Origin of the sequence: Halotia branconii CENA392 (assembly GCF_029953635.1) — a bacterium.
GTDB classification, from domain to species: domain Bacteria; phylum Cyanobacteriota; class Cyanobacteriia; order Cyanobacteriales; family Nostocaceae; genus Halotia; species Halotia branconii.
Genome location: NZ_CP124543.1, coordinates 2,773,678 through 2,793,618, shown reverse-complemented (window position 1 = coordinate 2,793,618; position 19,941 = coordinate 2,773,678). Strand labels below are relative to the sequence as shown.

General features: G+C 40.2%; 14 protein-coding genes and 1 other RNA gene. 6 read left to right on the top strand and 9 right to left on the bottom strand.

Annotated features, from left to right (window positions below; translation table 11 throughout):
* Positions 1–87: 87 nt before the first annotated feature.
* A complete protein-coding gene (locus tag QI031_RS12215; RefSeq protein WP_281485407.1) occupies positions 88–1,800 on the bottom strand; it encodes a diflavin flavoprotein in 1,713 nt (570 codons plus the stop codon).
* A gap of 251 nt (positions 1,801–2,051) precedes the next feature.
* Positions 2,052–3,770 (bottom strand): diflavin flavoprotein, encoded by a 1,719-nt coding sequence (locus tag QI031_RS12210; RefSeq protein ID WP_281485406.1) that lies wholly within the window; start codon positions 3,768–3,770, stop codon positions 2,052–2,054.
* Between the two features lie 452 nt (positions 3,771–4,222).
* Between QI031_RS12210 and QI031_RS12205 the strand changes: the two genes are divergently transcribed.
* Together QI031_RS12205 and QI031_RS12200 are read left to right on the top strand one after the other, a co-directional pair.
* On the top strand, positions 4,223–6,703 hold the full coding sequence (locus QI031_RS12205) for a bluetail domain-containing putative surface protein (protein WP_281485405.1): 2,481 nt from the start codon (positions 4,223–4,225) through the stop codon (positions 6,701–6,703).
* Between the two features lie 114 nt (positions 6,704–6,817).
* Positions 6,818–7,306 (top strand): putative molybdenum carrier protein, encoded by a 489-nt coding sequence (locus tag QI031_RS12200; protein WP_281485404.1) that lies wholly within the window; start codon positions 6,818–6,820, stop codon positions 7,304–7,306.
* 140 nt (positions 7,307–7,446) lie between these two features.
* Here the strand turns inward: QI031_RS12200 and QI031_RS12195 are convergent, their stop codons facing one another.
* The 3 genes from QI031_RS12195 to QI031_RS12185 form a co-directional block, all read right to left on the bottom strand.
* Positions 7,447–8,088, bottom strand: coding sequence for a type I restriction endonuclease (locus tag QI031_RS12195; protein WP_281485403.1), 642 nt, complete (start codon positions 8,086–8,088; stop codon positions 7,447–7,449).
* 143 nt (positions 8,089–8,231) lie between these two features.
* Positions 8,232–8,622, bottom strand: a transfer-messenger RNA (tmRNA) gene (ssrA, locus tag QI031_RS12190).
* A gap of 70 nt (positions 8,623–8,692) precedes the next feature.
* The gene (locus QI031_RS12185) at positions 8,693–10,033 is read right to left on the bottom strand and encodes a transposase (RefSeq protein ID WP_281481729.1); all 1,341 of its coding nucleotides are present in this window, start codon (positions 10,031–10,033) and stop codon (positions 8,693–8,695) included.
* Between the two features lie 142 nt (positions 10,034–10,175).
* Between QI031_RS12185 and QI031_RS12180 the strand changes: the two genes are divergently transcribed.
* Both QI031_RS12180 and QI031_RS12175 read left to right on the top strand, forming a co-directional pair.
* Entirely contained in the window at positions 10,176–10,781 is a 606-nt protein-coding gene (locus QI031_RS12180) for a Uma2 family endonuclease (RefSeq protein WP_281485402.1), read from the top strand.
* A gap of 298 nt (positions 10,782–11,079) precedes the next feature.
* Positions 11,080–12,447, top strand: coding sequence for an IS4 family transposase (locus tag QI031_RS12175; protein ID WP_281483121.1), 1,368 nt, complete (start codon positions 11,080–11,082; stop codon positions 12,445–12,447).
* Between the two features lie 12 nt (positions 12,448–12,459).
* On the opposite strand, the gene QI031_RS12170 is transcribed toward QI031_RS12175, so the two are convergent.
* On the bottom strand, positions 12,460–13,197 hold the full coding sequence (locus QI031_RS12170) for a class I SAM-dependent methyltransferase (protein WP_281485401.1): 738 nt from the start codon (positions 13,195–13,197) through the stop codon (positions 12,460–12,462).
* A 261-nt stretch (positions 13,198–13,458) separates the two neighbouring features.
* Positions 13,459–15,690 carry a cytochrome-c peroxidase gene (locus QI031_RS12165; RefSeq protein WP_281485400.1) on the bottom strand — a complete coding sequence of 744 codons (2,232 nt, stop codon included), beginning with the start codon at positions 15,688–15,690 and terminating at the stop codon, positions 13,459–13,461.
* A 231-nt stretch (positions 15,691–15,921) separates the two neighbouring features.
* Here QI031_RS12165 and QI031_RS12160 point away from each other — a divergent pair, with 231 nt between their 5' ends.
* Positions 15,922–16,845 carry a DMT family transporter gene (locus QI031_RS12160; RefSeq protein ID WP_281485399.1) on the top strand — a complete coding sequence of 308 codons (924 nt, stop codon included), beginning with the start codon at positions 15,922–15,924 and terminating at the stop codon, positions 16,843–16,845.
* A 446-nt stretch (positions 16,846–17,291) separates the two neighbouring features.
* Entirely contained in the window at positions 17,292–19,064 is a 1,773-nt protein-coding gene (locus tag QI031_RS12155; RefSeq protein ID WP_281485398.1) for an alpha/beta hydrolase, read from the top strand.
* Positions 19,065–19,164: 100 nt separating this feature from the next.
* On the opposite strand, the gene QI031_RS12150 is transcribed toward QI031_RS12155, so the two are convergent.
* Entirely contained in the window at positions 19,165–19,677 is a 513-nt protein-coding gene (locus tag QI031_RS12150; RefSeq protein ID WP_343217856.1) for an RpnC/YadD family protein, read from the bottom strand.
* A gap of 69 nt (positions 19,678–19,746) precedes the next feature.
* Positions 19,747–19,938 (bottom strand): hypothetical protein, encoded by a 192-nt coding sequence (locus tag QI031_RS12145; protein WP_281485397.1) that lies wholly within the window; start codon positions 19,936–19,938, stop codon positions 19,747–19,749.
* Positions 19,939–19,941 lie beyond the last annotated feature (3 nt).

Genomic DNA, 19,941 nt, shown 5'->3' with positions numbered 1-19,941 from the left:
AGGGGAAAAATTCAAAACCTCTCTCTTTTCAAAAGAAAGAGAGAGGTAAAAACTGTAACTTACTCAACTAAAAGCCGTTACAATTGTTTAGTAATGAGTACCTGTTTTGCGATGATTAATAGCAGTAACCGCATCAGGTTGAATTAATTTACCGTTGTCAACAGTTGCATATACTACCCAATGGTCGCCACATTCCATGCGTTGGCTGACCGAACATTCTACATAAGCTAAAGCATCGGTGATTACAGTACAGCCGTTATCTGCAACTGTGGTGCTAAAGTTGGCAAACCGATCTTCTCCTGGGGCAAAGTTTTTGCGAAAATGCTTCATGTAATCTAAATGATTACCATCAGCCAGGATATTTAGAGCGAATTTACCTCCTGGATACATGAGAGATTCTACTGCTCTATCTTTGGCGATCGCAATAGTTAAACCAGGTGGGTTAAAGGTTGCTTGTGATACCCAAGCGCCTAACATCCCGGTAGACACATCTCCTTGTTTGGCAGTAATCACGCATACTGAACCGACAATCCTACCCACTGCTTGTTCTAAAGGAGTAGCAGATTGCTGGGGTACGCGCACTTTTTTAGCTTTTCTCAGTGTTTGGGCAAAGTCTGTACCGACTTCTTCACAGAATTTGAGAGTAACATCATCAGGCTTAAACTTCACTTTCAAACTCTCAAATCCAAAGCGGTGTCCTGCATCCCGCAGTTTACCTTCAATCATGTCTATCGCTTCACCACTCCAGCCGTAGGAACCAAACACCCCAGCTAGTTTGTTGTTGTCACCAATGGTTAACACGATACCCAAAGCGGTATGAATCGGAGTAGGTGCATGGCCACCGATAGTTGGAGAACCAATTACAAAACCATCCGACTGTTCTACAGCAGTACGGATTTCATCAGGTGAAGCAAATTCGCAATTAATTGAATGGACTGCGACTCCTCCCTTGGTTAGCCCCAAACCCATCGCCTGTGCCAGGGTTGCTGTATTGCCATAAGCTGACGCATAAAGTAGAGCCACAGAAATTTCTCGATCTCTTTGAGAACGACTCCATTCTGCATAAGCTTTGGTGAGTTCGATTAAGCCAGTGCGTACTAAAGGCCCGTGACCGACAGCATACATTCTCACCTGGAAATCTGATATTTTCTCCAAAGCTGCTTCCACATGGGTCGCTTGAGGAGCCATCAGACAATTGTAATAATAGCGCTGGTCTTCTTTAAATGATTCCCAGTTCTCATCAAAAACTTCATCACTACAGATATGACTACCGAAGAGTTTATCTGTATAAAGAATTTGGGTTTGTTGGTCGTAGGTACAAAGTCCTTCTGGCCAACGAGGACTAGGAATAGGCAAGAATTTTAAAGCATGACCCTTACCTAAATCTAAAGTTTCTTTCCCCCGCATCACCAAAATTTCTGGTGTGTTATCTGGGAAAGCGTTACGTAAATGTGCAGCGCTAGGTAAAGAACAGACAAAGGTAATGTGTGGCGCTAGTTCGAGAACTGCCTTGAGAGTGGGAATACGGTTAGGACTAAAATGACCAAGGATCACATAATCCAACTTTTTCAAGTTTAGAGTCTGCTGCAACGCCTCTAGATAAATTTCGGTGAAGCTTTCCGCTGGCGGGTCAATAATTGCAGTTTTATCACCTTCAATCAAATAGCAGTTAGAGGTAGTACCTCTTTCTAGTGCGTATTCAATTTCAAACCGCAAACGTGACCAACTACGTGCTTTGAGGATTTTAGTATTTGTAGCAATGGGGAGAACTTGTACGTCACGGGGTTTGGAATCGGTCATAGATTTTCGGTGAAGTGTAGAAAAAAAATGGAAAAACCGGGTAGATTTTGCCCAGTTTTTAGCCGATTGCATGAAGCCAGTCAAGGAATTTAGAAAGCTCATGGAAGTTGTGAAATGCTGGCGGGGAGAAGAAGTAGGGGAGGCAGGGGAGGCAGAGGGGCAGGGAGCAGGGGGAAAAGGAGAAAGAGCTAATTTTTCTTCATCCCCCTTGCACCCCGCACCCTGCCCCAATTCTTCTTTCTTATGCCCTATTAGTAGTAATTACCTACTTTGCGATGACGAACTGCTGTTAATGCATCGGGTTTAGAAACACGACCTTCTTGAACGGTGCAGTAGACAATCCAGTGGTCGCTGCACTCCATGCTGCTTTGTACTTCACATTCCATGTATGCCAAAGCGTCTGTCAGAATTGGGGAACCGTTTTTCGCGGTTCGGGTTTTGACTCCAGCAAATCGGTCAGCGCCAGGATGTAAGCGCTTGAGGAATTGTTTTTTGAGTTCTTGATAATTTCCTTCTTCCAAGACGTTGAGGACGAAGCGATCGCCTTCTTGCATCAAGGAATCAATGGCGCGGTCTTTGGCGACGGCAATTGTAAATCCTAATGGTTGCAAACTTGCTTGCGATACCCAAGAAGCTAACATGGCACTTGACACATCACCTTTTTTGGTGGTGACAATGTACAGTCCGCTGCTAATCCGTCCTAAGGCTTTTTCCATGTTCACATCAAGAGATTTGATCTGCTTGATGTTGCGTTCGCGCACTAGCAACTGTCCTAAGTCTGTACCTGCTTCTTGGCACAACTGGAATGTACTGGCGGTAGGAACTTCTTTAATCCGAATCGCTGGGAAGGCTTCTTTTACACCCAAGTCAATAAATTTTCTGCGAATTGTATCAACGGGTTCATCATCTCCGCCATAACATTCAAATAGCCCCACCAGTTGCTTGTCTTTAGCAACTGATAACAAGGAACTGATACCAGCCTGAGCTGCTACAGCAGTTGTTGGGGGCATCCCAATAATTAGACCAGCGGCTCTACCTGCGAGTTCTTGAATTTCTTGCAATCCGGCGGTGCTAAGATCGATAACCTCTATGGCAACTCCAGTTTTTTGGATGCCTTCAGCGATCGCCATACCTAACTGATCGCTGTATCCGTATTCGGAAACATAGAACAAGCCGACGGTGGTTTCTGCTTTCGCTTGTCTTTGACTCCAACTGTCGTAACACCCGGTCAGCACATCTAAATGATGATGTAACAAAGGTCCGTGACCGTTGGCGATAATGTTAATCTTGCCAAGTTCACTCATTCTCTTCATGGCATTCAATAGAGAACGAGCATTAGGCCCCATCAGACAATCATAGTAAAATCTAAAGTCAGCTTCAATCGCCTCTAAGTCTTCATCAAAGGTGCGATCGTCGCAGAAGTGCATCCCAAAAGCATCACAGGTGAAGATAGTTTGGGTTTTGCGGTCGTAGCTAAAGATAGTGTCAGGCCAGTGCAGGTTAGGCGCACTCACAAATTCAATTTCGTGTCCCTTGCCAATATCGATGCGATCGCCACTTTTGACAATCCGCTTCGAGAAGGGATCGTGTACCAAACCTTCCAAAAACTGAAGCGCAATTTTGGAAGCCAATACAGTCGCTCTAGGAGCTAACTGAAGCACATCTTCTACTAAGCCGCTATGGTCTGGCTCTGTGTGGCTGACAATAATGTAATCAATAGTCTTGGGGTTTACCAGACCTTTAAGTGTGTCTAAATACAGCTGACGAAACTTCTGGTGAGAAGTATCAATCAAAACTGTTTGTTCGCCCCTAATTAAATAGGAATTGTAAGTCGTACCGTTTTGCAGTCCGAATTCGATATCGAAGCGATCGCGATCCCAGTCGAGAGAACGAATCGCCGTTGTGTTAGGGGCAATTTCTACAGTCTGTATAGTTAGCCGATGCTGAACATTTTCTGCGATCGCTACCATTCTTCGTCTCCGAGCGCAAATTAATAGTATTGTTTCTCTGCCCCCATTGTGCCTGTAAACAATTTTTAAAGTTGTAATGAAGATGATATTTCGGAAATTTCAAGTTGTATCAATTATTGCTTTTTCTCAGCATTATTTTTAACTTCAACAATCCCTTAAAAAGTTGATTCTGTTGAAAGTATTACGTTTAAAAAATTGATATTTATTAGCATAATTTAAAATCCTCAATTCATCATACACATCTTGTTTTTATGACAAGACTTTCGTAATAAAAAATATAAATTTTCTATGGTTCATGATATTTAACTACAAATGATTTTAATAATTGAATTTATTGCAAGGTCGTAATTATACGCGCCTACTAAATATTGGATTTTAAGTATATTCACGCCTGCAAAATATGGAATACGTAGTTATGGTTGCCATATAGGTTAAACTTTTTATATAAGATTATGACTTCACTGAGATCTACCACAACTTATACCTACGATGCCAACGGTAAACTCATATCCGAAAACATTGACAATGATAATAATGGCATCACAGATTCAGTCATAACTTACCGCTATGATCGCATATCTGAAAGCTTTGATAACGATGGTGATGGTATTGCTGATAGCAATAAAATCTATAGCTATGATGCTAACGGTAATTTAGCATCCGAAAGCTATGATACTAACAGTGATGGCATAGCTGATAGTATTAATACTTATATTTATAATGCCAATGGCAACCTAACATTTATAGCTTATGACTCCAATGGTGATGGAGTAGCTGAGTCTATCAGCACCTTAAGTTACGACATCAACGGCAACAAGTTATCCGAAAGTGTTGACAATAATAATGACGGCACACCTGATTTTATTTATAGCTATAGCTATGATGCCAAAGGCAATCTGACATCTGAAAAATACGATAATAATGGTGACGGTATCACAGATTCAGTTACTACCTATACCTATGATGCTAATAGCAACCGCACGTCCGAAAAATACGATAATAATGGCGATGGTATAACAGATTCAGTTAATACTTATACCTACGATATTAATAGCAACCGCACATCTGAAAGCTTTGATGACGATCGCAACGGCACAATTGACCGCATCAATAATTATACTTACGATGTTAACAGTAACAAAACATCTGAAAGCTTTGACGATAATGGTGATGGAATTGTTGACCGCATCAATACTTACACTTACGATGCTAACGGTAACAAGACATCAGAAAGTTTTGACTACGATGGTGATGGCATAGCTAATAATATTAATACTTATGCCTACGATGCCAATGGCAATCTCATTTTAGAAAGCTATGATAACAATGGCGATGGTATAGCTAATAATACCAACACTTATATCTACGATGCCAATGGCGATCGCGTATCTGAAAGCTACGATAACAATGGCGATGGTATAGTTGATAAAATCTATACCTATAGTTATAACGCTGCTCGTAATTTAACTTATGTAGGTATTGACTACAATGCTGACGGTCAAGCTGACTATAGCAGCACTTATACGTACAATGCTCAAGAAAAACTAACATCTATAGCCGTTGATAGTAATGGTGATGGCAGTATTGATAGTCTCACGAACTATACTTACGATGCCAAAGGTAACAAGACATCCGAAAGTTATGATCATAACGGTGATGGTCAAGCTGATAAAATTGTTAGCTATACTTACGATCTTAATGGCAACTTAACATCTGTAACCACTGACAACAATGGTGATGGTCAGGCTGATAAAGTTGTTAGCTATACCTACGATGCCAAAGGTAACAAGACATCTGAAAGCTATGACAACAATGGTGATGGTCAAGCTGAGAGAATCACTAATTATACTTTTGATGCTTATAGTAATCTGACATCCATCAGCTATGATTACGACGGCAACGGCGAGGCTGAAACTATCACAAAATACAGCTACGGACGCACTAGTGCCAGCTACAGTGATGCTGGGGTTACAACTTACATTTATAATGTCAATGGTCAGTTACTATCTGAGCGAATTGACCAAAATAATGACGGCAGCATAGATGCGATCGCAAATTACAGCTATAATACCGATGGTCAGTTAATAACCAAGAATTTTGATAATAATAATGACAGTATCGTTGATGAAGTCACCACATACATTTACGATGCTAATGGTAAACTAACATCCGAACAAATTGACCAAAATAATGACGGCAGCATAGATGCGATCGCAAATTACAACTACAATACCGATGGTCAGTTAACAACCAAAAACTTTGATAATAATAATGACAGTATCGTTGATGAAGTCACCACATATATCTACGATGTTAGCGATCGCCTGATCTCTGAATACATTGATAATAATCATGATGGAGTCAATGATACTCTTGTCAGCTACAGTTATGATGACAAAGGTCAACTCATATCTAAATCTATCAATGATGATTTAGTACAGGGTTTAACTCTTTACGGCACAAAAGGAAACGATAAACTCATTGGCGGTGCTGGTAATGACCAACTCTATGGTCTGAATGGTAATGACACCTTGATTGGTGGTGCTGGCGCTGATATCCTTGTCGGTGGCCGTGGCGGTGGTCATGATAAATTTGTTTTTCAGCATCTCACGGATTCTTTACTGTCCAATTTTGATGTAATTACCGATTTTAATATCTGTTTAGATACCATCGATGGGAAAAAAGCAGTTTCAGCCGCTAAAGTTGCCAATCTTGGCACAATCAACACTTTAACTGAGTCGGAAATCCAAACTTTATTAAACCAATCTACGTTTGCTGCAAATAGGGCGGCGACATTTAGCTTAGGTACAGGTAATGAACAGCGCACATTTTTAGCTCTCAATGATGCGACCAAAGGATTTTCAGCCACCACAGATGCCATTATTGAAATTACTGGCTTTAGTGGAAAGTTAAGTTCGCTGTCAATCGTTTAATAGCAAACCCCTCTAAAACACAATACAGTTTAGTTAAGATTAAAAACTCAAACTGATGTAGTTTAGAGTGCCACTTCATGTTAAATAAAGTGGCACTTAATGATGTAGACAAGAATGTTGTTAGCTTCCACTTTAAAAATTATTTCTGGTGGTCAGACAGGAGCAGACCGCGCAGCTCTTGATTGGGCTATAGTTCATCAAGTTGATCACGGAGGTTGGTGTCCCAGAGGCCGTAAAGCAGAAGACGGTATTATTAATGCACGCTATAAATTAACTGAAACACCATCATCTAAATATTCTCAGCGGACTGAATGGAATGTCCGTGACTCTGATGGAACTGTTATATTTTCCATTTCTCCAGAGATTTTTGCAGGTACTTTATTGACTGTTGAATCAGCTCAAAAATATCAAAAACCATATATACATGTGTGTAAACAATTAACTGATATAAATCCTGTCAGTCAACTTCAATTATTTATCTCAAACTTTGGAATAGTAAACCTTAATGTTGCTGGGCCAAGAGCGTCAAATGAACCAGAGGTTTATCAGTTTGTCAAAGAAATTCTTGACCGTGCTTTTTTGCCTTATACCATTTATTTGTAAAGCTGCGCAAAATTTCCTTTGCTTCTGATTTCTTCTTTGTGTACTTTGTGTCCTTTGTGGTTCGTTTCTTATATAGTTCGGCGCACCTTCATACAGAACTGGTATTAGATTATAGTTCTAAATTTTGGAATAGCGATCGCTTACAATACAGAAGAGATTACCTGACCAATCCGCTTAAGAATTTGCAAAACACTGTACAGTTCTCTGGTAGATGCAAATGGAGCGAAGACCCTTGATAGGTCATACTGTGGCGTATTTATTTGTGTTACTTTCACAAATAAAATATCATCCCCATTCGTCACCATACCGAACACAGGTTTATGCAGGTTGGGGTTAGCCATCAGGTAAGCCAGGGCTTGCGGTACCGCTGACCAAACTGAAAGCGTGGTTTTTTTCGACTCTAACACCATGACCCAGAACTGGTCTTGTAGCACTAAAACGTCAATCCGTCCGCGTAGTATCTCCTCACCGTCATTCAATATCAGTTCCACGGATGATTCAGCTTTGATCCTAAAAGGAGGATCGTAAAACCCAGTGAGTGCAAGTATTGGTGATACTAGTAACAACATGACTGTCCCTTCTAGTAAATCACCTCCAGCACGATGATAGAGATACCTACGCCGCAGGACATCCACAGAAGCTTTTTCCTCTTCTGTAATTTCAGGTAATCCTTCATACCACTCCGAAAAAAACTGCTCATCCTCAACACGCACAAAACCGAATCGATTTTCTGCATCCAATAGAGTGGTAATCGCTTCTGTAATTGCTGTGGTTTGTGTCATTGGTTCTAAGCAACAGCTACAAGGCTCAAATCTGGCTTTTTTAATTACAAACTAGGTTGCCGAGCGAAGTCGAGGTACGAATTGCCATAAAACAAAGTCCACTTACATCTCAAAATGTCAAGTGGACTTGTTAACTATCTTTTAAGTGGATCCGAGCAGAGTCGAACTGCTGTCCAAATTGGGTATTGACCCCCCGCTCATTCACAGGTTTAGCCTATCTGACCCTCAAGGCGGGAATCGTTCATTATCCCGAACGTAGGATGCTCTGATTTAATCTTAGCTAACAAGCCAACCAGAGAACGCTTGTTAGAGCATCCGTTGGGGGTTGGTCTCTAATCCTTAACGGAGTCAAACTAGAGACGCTCGAACCTGTAAGAGGCGTTTTAGGCTGCTACTAGAGCTTCCCGACGAGCAAATTTTACGATGTTATTCGCATTTACTTTTGTTTTGAGCCTTTGATTTGCGAGAGGAGACTCACTCTCGACCTGAATCACAGAGTAGCGTTCGCCAACCTGTCGAAACCGTTACGGACCCATGTGCTTCTATACTTTAATTATAGTTGGTAGTGAGGAAAATGTGTTACAAGATCAATACCTCTGCCAAATTACGAGGGTTCAACGCCCGTAGAAACGGGATGAATGCGTCCTAAAGAAGTAAGCTTGGCAAAAATCTGGTTTAATAAAATAGGCTCAGGGATTTCTGGAAGCATTTTTAAAATTTCATGGATATATCGAAAGCCACGATAATGAGCCTTAAGGTCAATAATGCCGGAGCCGGGATTAATGAGGCGAAAATCAGCGAGAAGATGATGAGATAAATTAACCATAAAAAATGCGAAATTAGCAGCGTTAGTTACCGCAGTTTGCCTCAGATTCATAAAATCTTCCAACCCCCAAAACTGCTTTGCATCACGGAAGTTAAACTCGATTTGAAAGCGGAGTTTGTAATAATCAATTATTTTTTCAAATGATAATTCCAGGTCACTGGAGAATAGAACTACATGGCTACGAACATTAGTCTTAAGATTGGTTTTGACTAAAATCACTACATTTAGAGCTTGGGCAAATTCTTTGTGAAGGAGAGTGGCTTGATAAATATCACTTTGAATCTCATCCTCAATGCTACTTTTAGATAAATATTTGTCAGGTATATTACTATAGTCTAGTTTGTCACCGTATTTACGACGAGAGCGTTTATGATAGTCAGGATTTTCATAAGGGATATATAATGCTGAATCGTGGCGCAACTTGGAAATTATGTGCAAGTTCACTTGTCGTGCCATCTGTAAAGCGTTGTTGTTACCAAAATGACCATCTACTACCAAGTATGTTAGGGGAATAAAATTAGCTACTAACTTGAATAGTGAATTAATCATCTTTTTAATTAGCAATAGTTCAGATGTGAATATCACTTCGGTTTTATTTTTGTTTTTACTCCCTTTTGGTCGTCCACGTCCACGTTTTTCTTTGGTTTTTATTTTTTCGCTTGACAACTGAATATTTGTTTTAGTATTACTCTTGATTACTTGTTCTATTTGAATCGGAAATGACTGTCTTTGCTCAACACTTACTAACGACAAGACAAAGAAAGATAGCCCTGATATAGGTTTGTTTACTAGGCTAGAGAAGAATCTATCCAACCCATAAGTCTGTTTACCCGACTTGCTGACTACAACTTCATCTCCGGCAAGCAAATATACTTCATCCTTTCGCCATAAATGTTTACGAAAAAACAGCCAAAACAATGTTGCCCAAGGTATTACTGTATGAAAAAATCTCAACATTGTCCGATAACTACCACCAATGTCTGTCCAACGAGAAATTCCCAACATGGTGGCTCGGCCGCTCATTGCTAACATGGCCATGATGATCTGGTTCATTCGGCGCATCGTCGTAGCGTTGATCTGCGGTAGCAGGCATTGTAACAGTGATAGGATGTCCAACATGGGCGAATTGTAGCTTTTGAGTTGTCGTTTGGGAAGACAACAACTCTACTACAAAGCGCCCTCTCTCTTCATACTCTTTTTTTGGCGAAGGTATTGAAGATGACAAAGAAATATTAATCCTCATTCTGCATCCTTAACTGTCATGAGCCAGACTACAGGCGGTGTTCGTTGGACAATTCAAGATATTGCAGCTTTACCCGATAACGAATGGATTCGTTATGAAATTATTGACGGAGAATTGTTTGTGACGCGATCGCCCCACCATAAACATCAGCACGTAATTGGATGTATCTTTTCAGTGCTAAACACTTGGTCGATAGATAGTGGTTTGGGAGAACCATCCATTATGCCTGGACTGATTTTTTCTGACTCCGATAATGTAGCTCCTGATGTGGTGTGGGTGAGTTATGAACGGTTGGCACAAATTCAAGATGAAGCGGGGCATTTTCGCGGAGCGCCAGAACTAGTAGTGGAAGTGCTATCTGTGGGAAAAGCTAATGAAGAACGCGATCGATTAGCTAAGTTGAAATTGTATTCGGTTCAGGGAGTGCAGGAGTATTGGATTGTTGATCGCATTGCTCAAAGGATTGAAGTCTATCGGCGAGACAATGCTCAGTTAAAACTGGTGACGACGTTGTTAGTGAATGATGTGATCACATCACCGTTGTTAGTGAATGATGTGATCACATCACCGTTACTGCCTAACTTTACTTGTCAAGTAGCGCGTCTTTTTGTGTCACGAGGTTAGGAGCGATACGTCATATAGATTATTCAATAAAAGACTTTACGCCAAAACTGCGGAAAAACATAGGGTGTCTTTGTAGGAAGTTGGCTGTAACCCGAATGGCACTAAGAAAAGCTGTAAGGTATGTGAGATAAGGATTACAGCTTTTAATGCCAGGGAGCGGAGTAATGGCATAGATTACTGCGATCGCTCTAGGAGAGATGATGTAGGGTTGCCCAAAAAGTTTTTGTAGGTAGAAAAAGCTTACTCGTCTGTGAAATACTTTTTTTGAGACGAGCAAGCGAATACGATAATTACTACTGTGACACTACGAGTACAAATCCTCAAGGACAAATTGAATCAAAGTTTAGGGCTACCTTTTAAAGAATTATTGCCAGAATCTGCAATTAGGCAAACAATCTCTGATTTAAAGATCAAATACAAAAAGCGATTATTTGACCCATTTATAACGTTGTGGGCATTTTTATCTCAAGTTTTAGATACTGATAAAACTTGCCACAATGCTGTGAGTAAGATAATTGCACATTTGGCAGAATCAGAGGTAGAAGTTCCCTCAACAGATACAAGTGCATACTGCCAAGCAAGGTCGAGATTACCAGAAAAATTATTGGAGAAACTCTTCAATTATTCAGCACAAAATTTAGAAGAGAAAGTGACACAAGAAAACTTATGGTGTGGTCGGAATGTGAAAGTGATAGATGGCTCGACTGTCTCCATGCCGGACACTGTAGAGAATCAAAAAGAATACCCTCAACCTAGTAGTCAGAAACCTGGATGTGGATTCCCAATTGCCAAAATTGGGGTGATATTCAGTTTAGCTACAGGAGCCGCTATTGCATTATGTATCGATGTTCTGAACACCCATGATATTAAATTAGCAAGGAGGTTGTACAGTTTTCTCAAACCAAATGATGTGCTTTTAGGGGATAGAGCGTTTTGCGCTTACGCTGATATGTTTGCTATTAAACAACTTGATTGTGATGCCGTATTTCGTAAGCATTCATCTCGCACAACAACCATGCGAAAAGGCAAAATCGTTGGAGACTGTGACAAGCTTGTTACTTGGTATAAACCTAAAAGATGCCCTTCATGGTTGAGTAAAGACGAATTTGATGCTCTACCTCCTTCAATAATTGTACGAGAAATTTACTACTACATTGTAATTCCTGGTTTTCGTACTGCAAGAGTCAGTTTAATCACTACTTTATTAGATCAAGCAATTTATCCGACCTTAAAAATAGTTCAAATCTACTATCAACGGTGGCAAGTTGAACTCGATTTAAGACATTTGAAAACTACTCTAGGTATGGATGTTTTGCGATGTAAAACCCCTTCAATGGTACGCAAAGAAATTCATGTTTATTTACTTGCTTACAATTTACTTCGGAGCTTGATGTGGCAGGCTGGGACTACTTATAATACCCCTCCAAGTCGTTTATCGCTACAAGGTACTCGCCATCATTTAATTAATTTTATTCCCAAATTCGAGGTTGCTGACTCTAAAAAACGGCTTAGACTTTATTGCACTTTGCTAAAAATTATCGTTCACAAAGAAGTTCCTGACCGTCCCGCACGCACTGAACCACGAGTTATTAAACGCCGCCCCAAAGCTTACCCCAGATTGACCAAACCCCGGCAAGAATTACGCAAACAATTGCAGAATGCTTAAATCACAAGCCTTTTAGGTTTTCTTAGTGCCATTCGGCTGTAACCCATCGGTATAATTGGCGCAGAGGGTGATGTTTTTGTAGCCGTTTTCCTGCAAACACATAATAAATTCATCGCGCCCAAACCAATGGAGGGTTAAATATTGCAACTCTGTGGCGATGAGTTTACTATCCTTCCATTTCTCGTAACGAATCACAGTTGTATTGAGTTGATTGAGCCAGTCTATACCAGATGTGGATTGCAAGACGATTGTTGAGCCATCAGGGCAAGTAATTGGCGGTCGCTGCTTAACAAGATTTTCTGTTTTAAAATCTTCGATAGGTAGTTCTAAGTCAATATAAATACGTCCGTGCGGTTCCAAGTGACGAGTAAAAGCTTGCAACGCTGCAATAGCAGCAGTTCGTTCTAGCAACATGAATGAGCCGAAGGAAACTGCGATCGCCCTAAACTTGCCAGGAAGGTCAAGATTTTCTACACTACCTTCATAGAGAACGGGATTTAGCTCTCTAGCTGTACAATGCTTTCGACAGTTAGCTAGCATATCCGGTGAAGTATCAACGCCTTCAACATTGAGACCAGCTTCTAGTAATGGAATAAGTAGTCGTCCCGTCCCTACCATTGCCTCCAGGATTCTGCCGCCGACTTGAGAAAGATGTTTAATGTAGTAGGGAACGTCTGGATACTTTCCACCAATGGGCTTAGTAATCTCATACGCTTTGGTACACAATGGCCCGTATATCGTGGATGTCATTTAATTCTGGAGTTGATATTTGATGATTTATTGCGATCGCCATGACTAACCAAATTCTGATGCAACCAGAAGGATAATTGTAGGTTGGGTAGAGCGATAGCGAAACCCAACAAAGCGGCTTTGATGTTGGGTTACTCTTCGAGAAGCCCCTTCAAGTCTACGTTCCTCAATCCAACCTACACCAAATCAGTTTTTTAACGCTAACTGAACCGTATTGCACTATAAGCGAGGAGAGCGTCAAACCGTATTGGTATTAACAGACTAATAATTTTCCAAGAAATTGGGCGTACCATTACTACCACTTCTTCCGACAGCCGGGATTTCTACGAAGCTATCTGTAGCTTTGCCTGTACTGTCATTAGTCACAAAGGTAGAGCTACCCGGATGTCCGTTGGGAACGAAAAGTTGCGGATGATCGAAGGGCGCTTTTTCATAGCGGACTCGCTCATCGGTCAATCCTTTGAGAAAGGCTACCAAGTCGTCTTTTTCAGTTTCAGTTAATCCCAGTGGGGCGAGGGCACTTTGCTGGCGGAAGTCTCCACCACGGTTATAGAAGTTTACCACTTGCTGCAAAGTCAAATAGCCACCGTTATGGAAGTAAGGCGCAGTGAGTTCTACATTACGCAGTCCGGGAGTTTTGAAACTGCCATCCTTAACTATTAAGTCATTGGAGGTGACTGTAATATTGGGATCTGACCCCAGAAGCTGTTTAAAAGTTCCCAGTAGAGCCAGTTGTGTCTCAGAAAGCGAATTACCAAATGGATCTTTACCACTAACACCGATGTCTTCTAAGGTAGGTCTCACACCAATATTAAAGAAACCATTGTCAAATAAGATTCTCAAATTAGGAATGTTGAGAATCCCAATACGTTGCTGCTGTGCAGCGCTAACTGAAGCACTCGTGAGTTCTGCCCCATTGTGACAAATAGTGCATTGAGCTTTACCCTCGAATAATTGTTTGCCTTTTTGTTGCTGCTGGGTTAGAGCAGTGGTGTTTCCTTCCATAAAGCGATCAAAGGGTGTGTCGTCAGCGATGAGTGTAGACTCATACATTTGAACCGCCAGCCCAAAGAAAAGGGGGAAGTTGTATTCCATCAGTGTGTATTCATTAGTCTCCAAGTTGCGGTCAGGCTTTTTGACGAAACTCCTGACACCGTCAGCATTAACTTGGATAAGTTGATTAGACTTCCACCACTCTGGTTTGAAAGCATCTTGAATTAGCTGGTCGTAGGTTTTATTCTTCAGTCCGGGTTGAGGAAATCTACTGTACACACCCAAAACGCTGTCCTCTGGATGTACAACTTGTTTCCCTAGCGGCCTGAGGGGAAGTAATTTTTTTGCCAGTTTTCGAGGTAGTTTCTTACCCTTAGCAACACTGTGGGATTTCTTGTCAATTGACCCAAATTTATCACCAATTTCTTCAAAGGTGCGACCGTCGGCAGAAGACTCAAAAGAACTCAGCGGTGGAGTAACAGCCTGGGAAGCTAAAGAAGAGTTATTGAGGCTAACTTTGACAAATTCTAACTTACTAGGAGTTTCTGCTTTGACCACAGAAGCGTTAGGGTCTCTCAATCCGAAGGAATTTACTCCATTAAAAATATTCTGCGCCCTTCCGTCCCAGAAGTTGCGGAAGTTAAATACCGCATTAATCATGCTTGGCGTATTACGTGGTTCAACACGCCGCACATTTGTACCTCCTACATTAAATACTGAATCTGGTACAAGTTTTACTTTATCTTCCGCCTGGCCAGGTATGACATCAATAAACTGGCTATTAAAAACTCCTTGAGAAGAAGCAACATCATTGCGGTCAGATACAACAGTTGAAGGATCATTGGAATTTGACAGTTTGTGGAAGGGAAAATCTTCCGGCTTCAATTGGTAGTTAGGCGCACCGCCTAAATCAAAAATCGTATCTGGATTATCTGTACCATCTGCGTTAATACGTAAAAGTCCAGGAGCAAGTTGATTTTTAGATCTGTTATCGGCTCCAGCATGAAAGTGGCAAGTAGCACAGGAGTTCATACCGTCACTACCAACTTGCATATCCCAGAACAAAGCTTTTCCTAACTTGATTGTTGCTACTTTATCTTTGATAAAGTTTTCCAGGTTATCAGGCTTTGGAACAGCTACGGTCTTGAGGGAAGCTAGAGCTGCTGTGCCTGTCACCTGAGCAGATACAGTGTTTCCAGCTATGATTGCTACCAAAACGATCACAGCAATTGTGATTGATTTTGATAATCTTGATGCTAATCGTTGAGGTTTTGTTAAACCTTTTCCAACAGCCTTAACAGATGATGTGGACGATGAAGTTGTTTTATAAGACTTTTGAAGTTTAAAAGATGGTAATTTGAATCTATCTGCTAGGCTTGAGAGTGCCTGCTGGCTTTGTACTGTCAAAAATTTGAGCAAAAATCGATTTTTTGAGGTCAACAATAAACAAATGGGTAAGCTAGTAAGTACTAGCACACTTATTAAAAGTATAATTTTCATGCTTTTCAGTCATAAAAAACACTGAATAAACATATTAGATTGTACATAAAGTTTTTAAGCTAATAGTAACTGTACAGAAAGTTATTATTTCTTTATTCACAAAAAAATATTTAGTTAGATGAATTTCTCCTTTGCCTGCAAAACAAGGAAAAGCTCAAGATAGCGCCCGGTGAACTTGCGTTCAGCAAAGTAGAAAGGACTTACTAATCAAATTTTTGTTACGATCGCTAAATGTCACTACATCAAAGCTCTGGTCGTTGGCGTTTAGGTCTAGCGTTATCCCTGCTGACCGTCTTTTTATGGGGAATTTTACCTATTGCACTCAAGGTAACGCTGCAAGCACTTGATGTCTATACCGTCGTTTGGTTTCGTTTTTTAGCATCATTTATATTGCTAGCAGTATATTTAGGGGTACGCGGTCAATTACCAAAGTTAGAACAATTACGTTTTGTCTCTGGGAAACTGTTGACAATTGCTACTTTATTTTTAGCAGCTAACTACTTCCTGTTCATGCAAGGTTTAGCTTTAACATCACCGGCTAACGCTGAAGTACTCATTCAATTAGCTGCTCTTTTATTAGGTTTAGGTGGTTTAGTGATTTTTCAAGAACGTTACACACTCTATCAATGGCTGGGTGTCAGTGTTCTTACTTGTGGTTATTTGGTATTTTTTCATGACCAGCTGACTAACTTAATTACAGCACACGATACATATCTTTTTGGTAGTGGTTTGGTTGTGTTAGGAGCAGCTGCATGGGCTATTTATGCTTTGGCACAAAAGCAATTATTACAATCTTTGTCTTCTGCTAATATCATGCTAATTATTTACGGAGGATGTGCTTTATTATTCACTCCATTAGCCAAAGTAGAATCTATTTTAACGCTCAATAGTTTACATCTAGGAATGTTAGTATTTTGTGCTTTTAATACTTTAATTGCCTATGGCGCTTTTGCAGAATCATTAGAACATTGGGAAGCATCGAGAGTCAGTGCAGTGCTAGCTTTAGCTCCTGTTTTTACTTTAATTTCTGTTGAATTAGTATCAGTATTTGTACCTTCTTTAATTCCTCCAGAAAACATAACCTTAATAGGTGTATTAGGAGCATTATTGGTAGTCGGTGGTTCAGTAGCGATCGCCTTAGGAAAGTCGAATTAATTCAATTGATGCAGCAGTTTCAATTGATACTAAAGTAAGTCTATCTATTGTACGTTTAAAGCTACACAAAAAATACTGAGGCAGGGTAATTTTTCATTTGTTATGATTTCATAGTGAGTGCAAGCTAATCTCTGACTAAGTGAATACTTTGTTTATCTACGTGTCTCTACCTGATGAAAATTTTCACATAGTAATCAAGAGAAAAAACTCAAAATAATTCATAATTTTTGAGGCGAACAACGAACAATATTAAATCAGTTATCACAGTTTCAGTCGAGGACTTAAGTCAGTTATCAGTCATCACTGTTAATTATTAACTGTTCACTGATTCAGTCTAAGACTTCAATCCAAATACATCATTGATAACTGTTCACTGTTAATTAGGGTGTCTGAATAACTACCAAAGCCAACGCCTCGTGAAACAAGATCACCGAAACAGTTGAGCGATGAATAGTTTGTTTAGTAAATGGACTAGCACCCTGAGAAAAAATTCGCTCTTGCTGGTTCTTTCAATGCTGCTGCCAACATTTGGAATTACTAACTCTGTAATGGCAGCAGAACGAATTTATGCATCTTATTCGGCCTTAAATTTGTCAATTTCAGCCACTACTTTAGAAAATTATGCTAACAACGGCGTAATTGATGACGAATTGGCAATTTATCAGCAATATTTGCCACCAAAACAATTTCAAGAATTACAACAAATTTTACTTACTCCTGTCAAAGTGAGTCCGGTGGTAGCTTCTCAATTTCTCCATACACCTCAAGGAGAATCACTGTTAAGTCGTTTATCAACAGCGATTAAAACTAAATCTCGTCAACCACAACCAAGATTTTATGCTTTGCGGTCAGCGCTAATTGCTGCTGCTGCTGAACCAGAAGGTTTAACATTATTAAATCTGTTGCGTAAGTATCCTACTAAGATTATTCATGTTGATTTAGCACGTAGCTTTGCTATCGCTGGGGAATTAGAAAAAGTAATCAACCAAACTCAACAAGCGATCGCTACGGTTACTCAAAAGTCTAATATAGAAGCTGATACCATTACAAAACCTCTTACTCAGTTACCAGATTTACGGGGTCAGGGAAAATTTAAGTCGCAAAAATATACATTAAAATTTTTCGACTCGACACGCCAGCGGCTTTTGTTGACTGATGTTTATCTTCCCAATGTTCAAAGTCCTGCACCCGTAATTGTGGTTTCTCATGGTTTAGGTTCAGATAGCAGTAACTTTCAATATTTAGCCAATCATCTAGCGTCATACGGGTTGGCTGTAGTTGTTCCCAATCACCCTGGTAGCGATGCGAAACAACTGCGATTATCATTAGATGGACACGCCAACGAAGTAGTAAAACCAAGGGAATTTGAAGACCGACCTTTGGATATCAAATATGTATTGAATCAACTAGAAAAGATTAACAAGTCTGATTCACGATTTAAAGGTCGGTTAAATCTCCAACAAGTGGGAATTTTTGGCCAATCATTAGGTGGCTATACTGCTTTAGCTTTAGCTGGTGCAAAGATTAACTTTGCACAACTAAAAAAAGACTGTCAACCAAAGACACTAAATAAAAGTTGGAATATGTCTTTACTATTTCAATGTAGTGCTTTGGCATTAAACAGTAAGTCTGGTCAACAGTATAACTTGCGAGATGAGAGAATAAAAGCCGCGATCGCAGTTAACCCAGTTACTAGTTCAATTTTTGGCAAAGCTGGTTTAAGCCAAATTAAAACTCCTGTGATGATTGTTGGTAGTAGTGATGATACTGTTGCACCAGCTTTATATGAGCAAATTCTACCTTTTTCTTGGTTTGCCACTTCCCCAAAATATCTTGTGATGCTTGTAGGTGGAACTCACTTCTCCACAATTGGCAATAGTAACCCAGGCAGCCAACAAGTCTCATTACCTGCGGATGTAGTTGGTGATGCTTCTCAAGCGCGTTACTACATGAACGTTTTGAGTTTACCTTTCTTCCAAGCTTACACGGCAAGAAAGTCACAATATACTTCCTATCTCAGCGCTGCTTACACCAAAACTATATCTAGTCAATCTCTGGGTTTGAGTCTTGTCCAGTCTTTGAGTAAAACCGAATTGGCACAAACCGACCTCAATCAAGTTCCAACCTTAGCGAAAAAGACTCCAAACTCCATAGTAAATTTTAGCTTTTGGATGTTAGATGTTAGTGTTGCACTACTAAATGTGATGATTTTTATTTGACTTACATTTCACAAATAAGTAGGTCGGCGTAATCCCATGTTGCAAGAATACCAATCTCTCAACCGCGCTGAAGCGATATTAAAGGTATTACAAAAACATGCTAGAACAGTATGTCACATAAGTTTGATCGTGCGATCGCTCTATGGGCTTTCTGAGCGCCTTCTTGTTGCCAGCTCGTTACGATCTCCATGATTTCCTCCTGTTCCTCTAGTCCCATTGTACTGATTGCTGCCTGAAAAACCTGTTTCTCGGTATCATCCAGGCGCAAATACGTATCAACAAATCCCGAAATCAATTGCATCCGGGCTGGATCTAGTTTTAGCGTTGCCAGCAGCCGCAAACATTCCGCCTTTACCTGTGGACGTTCAAGCTTTGGAATATTCATTTTCGACATTAAGGCAGCGGCAACCGGATTAGGCTGAGTGATAAAATCCCGCCAACTTAAGCGATTTAATTGAATGGCAGCAAACTGAAATTCCAGTACATTTAAATCAGGAAAACTAACGCGATAAATTTGAGGCTCAGGGCGCAGTGGTTCATCAAAAGAAAATACTACAACTGGATAAATTGGTAAATCATATTTCTCATGAAGCCGAGCAAAATATTTAAACATTCGTTTGGCAAATACTGTTTCAGTATAAGACTGATTTTCGACGTGAATTAAAAAACAAGTTTCCTGCCCTTAATAACGCACTTGAGCCAGCAAGTCAATTTCCTTCTTTTCCCTAGAGGTGACATCTGTAAACACATCCTGGGGTAAAAATTGAATAGAATCGCGGTCTATTTGGTTAACTACTTGAGGCAAGAATAAATCAAGAAACTCAATAAAAAACGTAGACAGTAATTCTTTGAAAAGGCGATCATGGTCAATCATGAT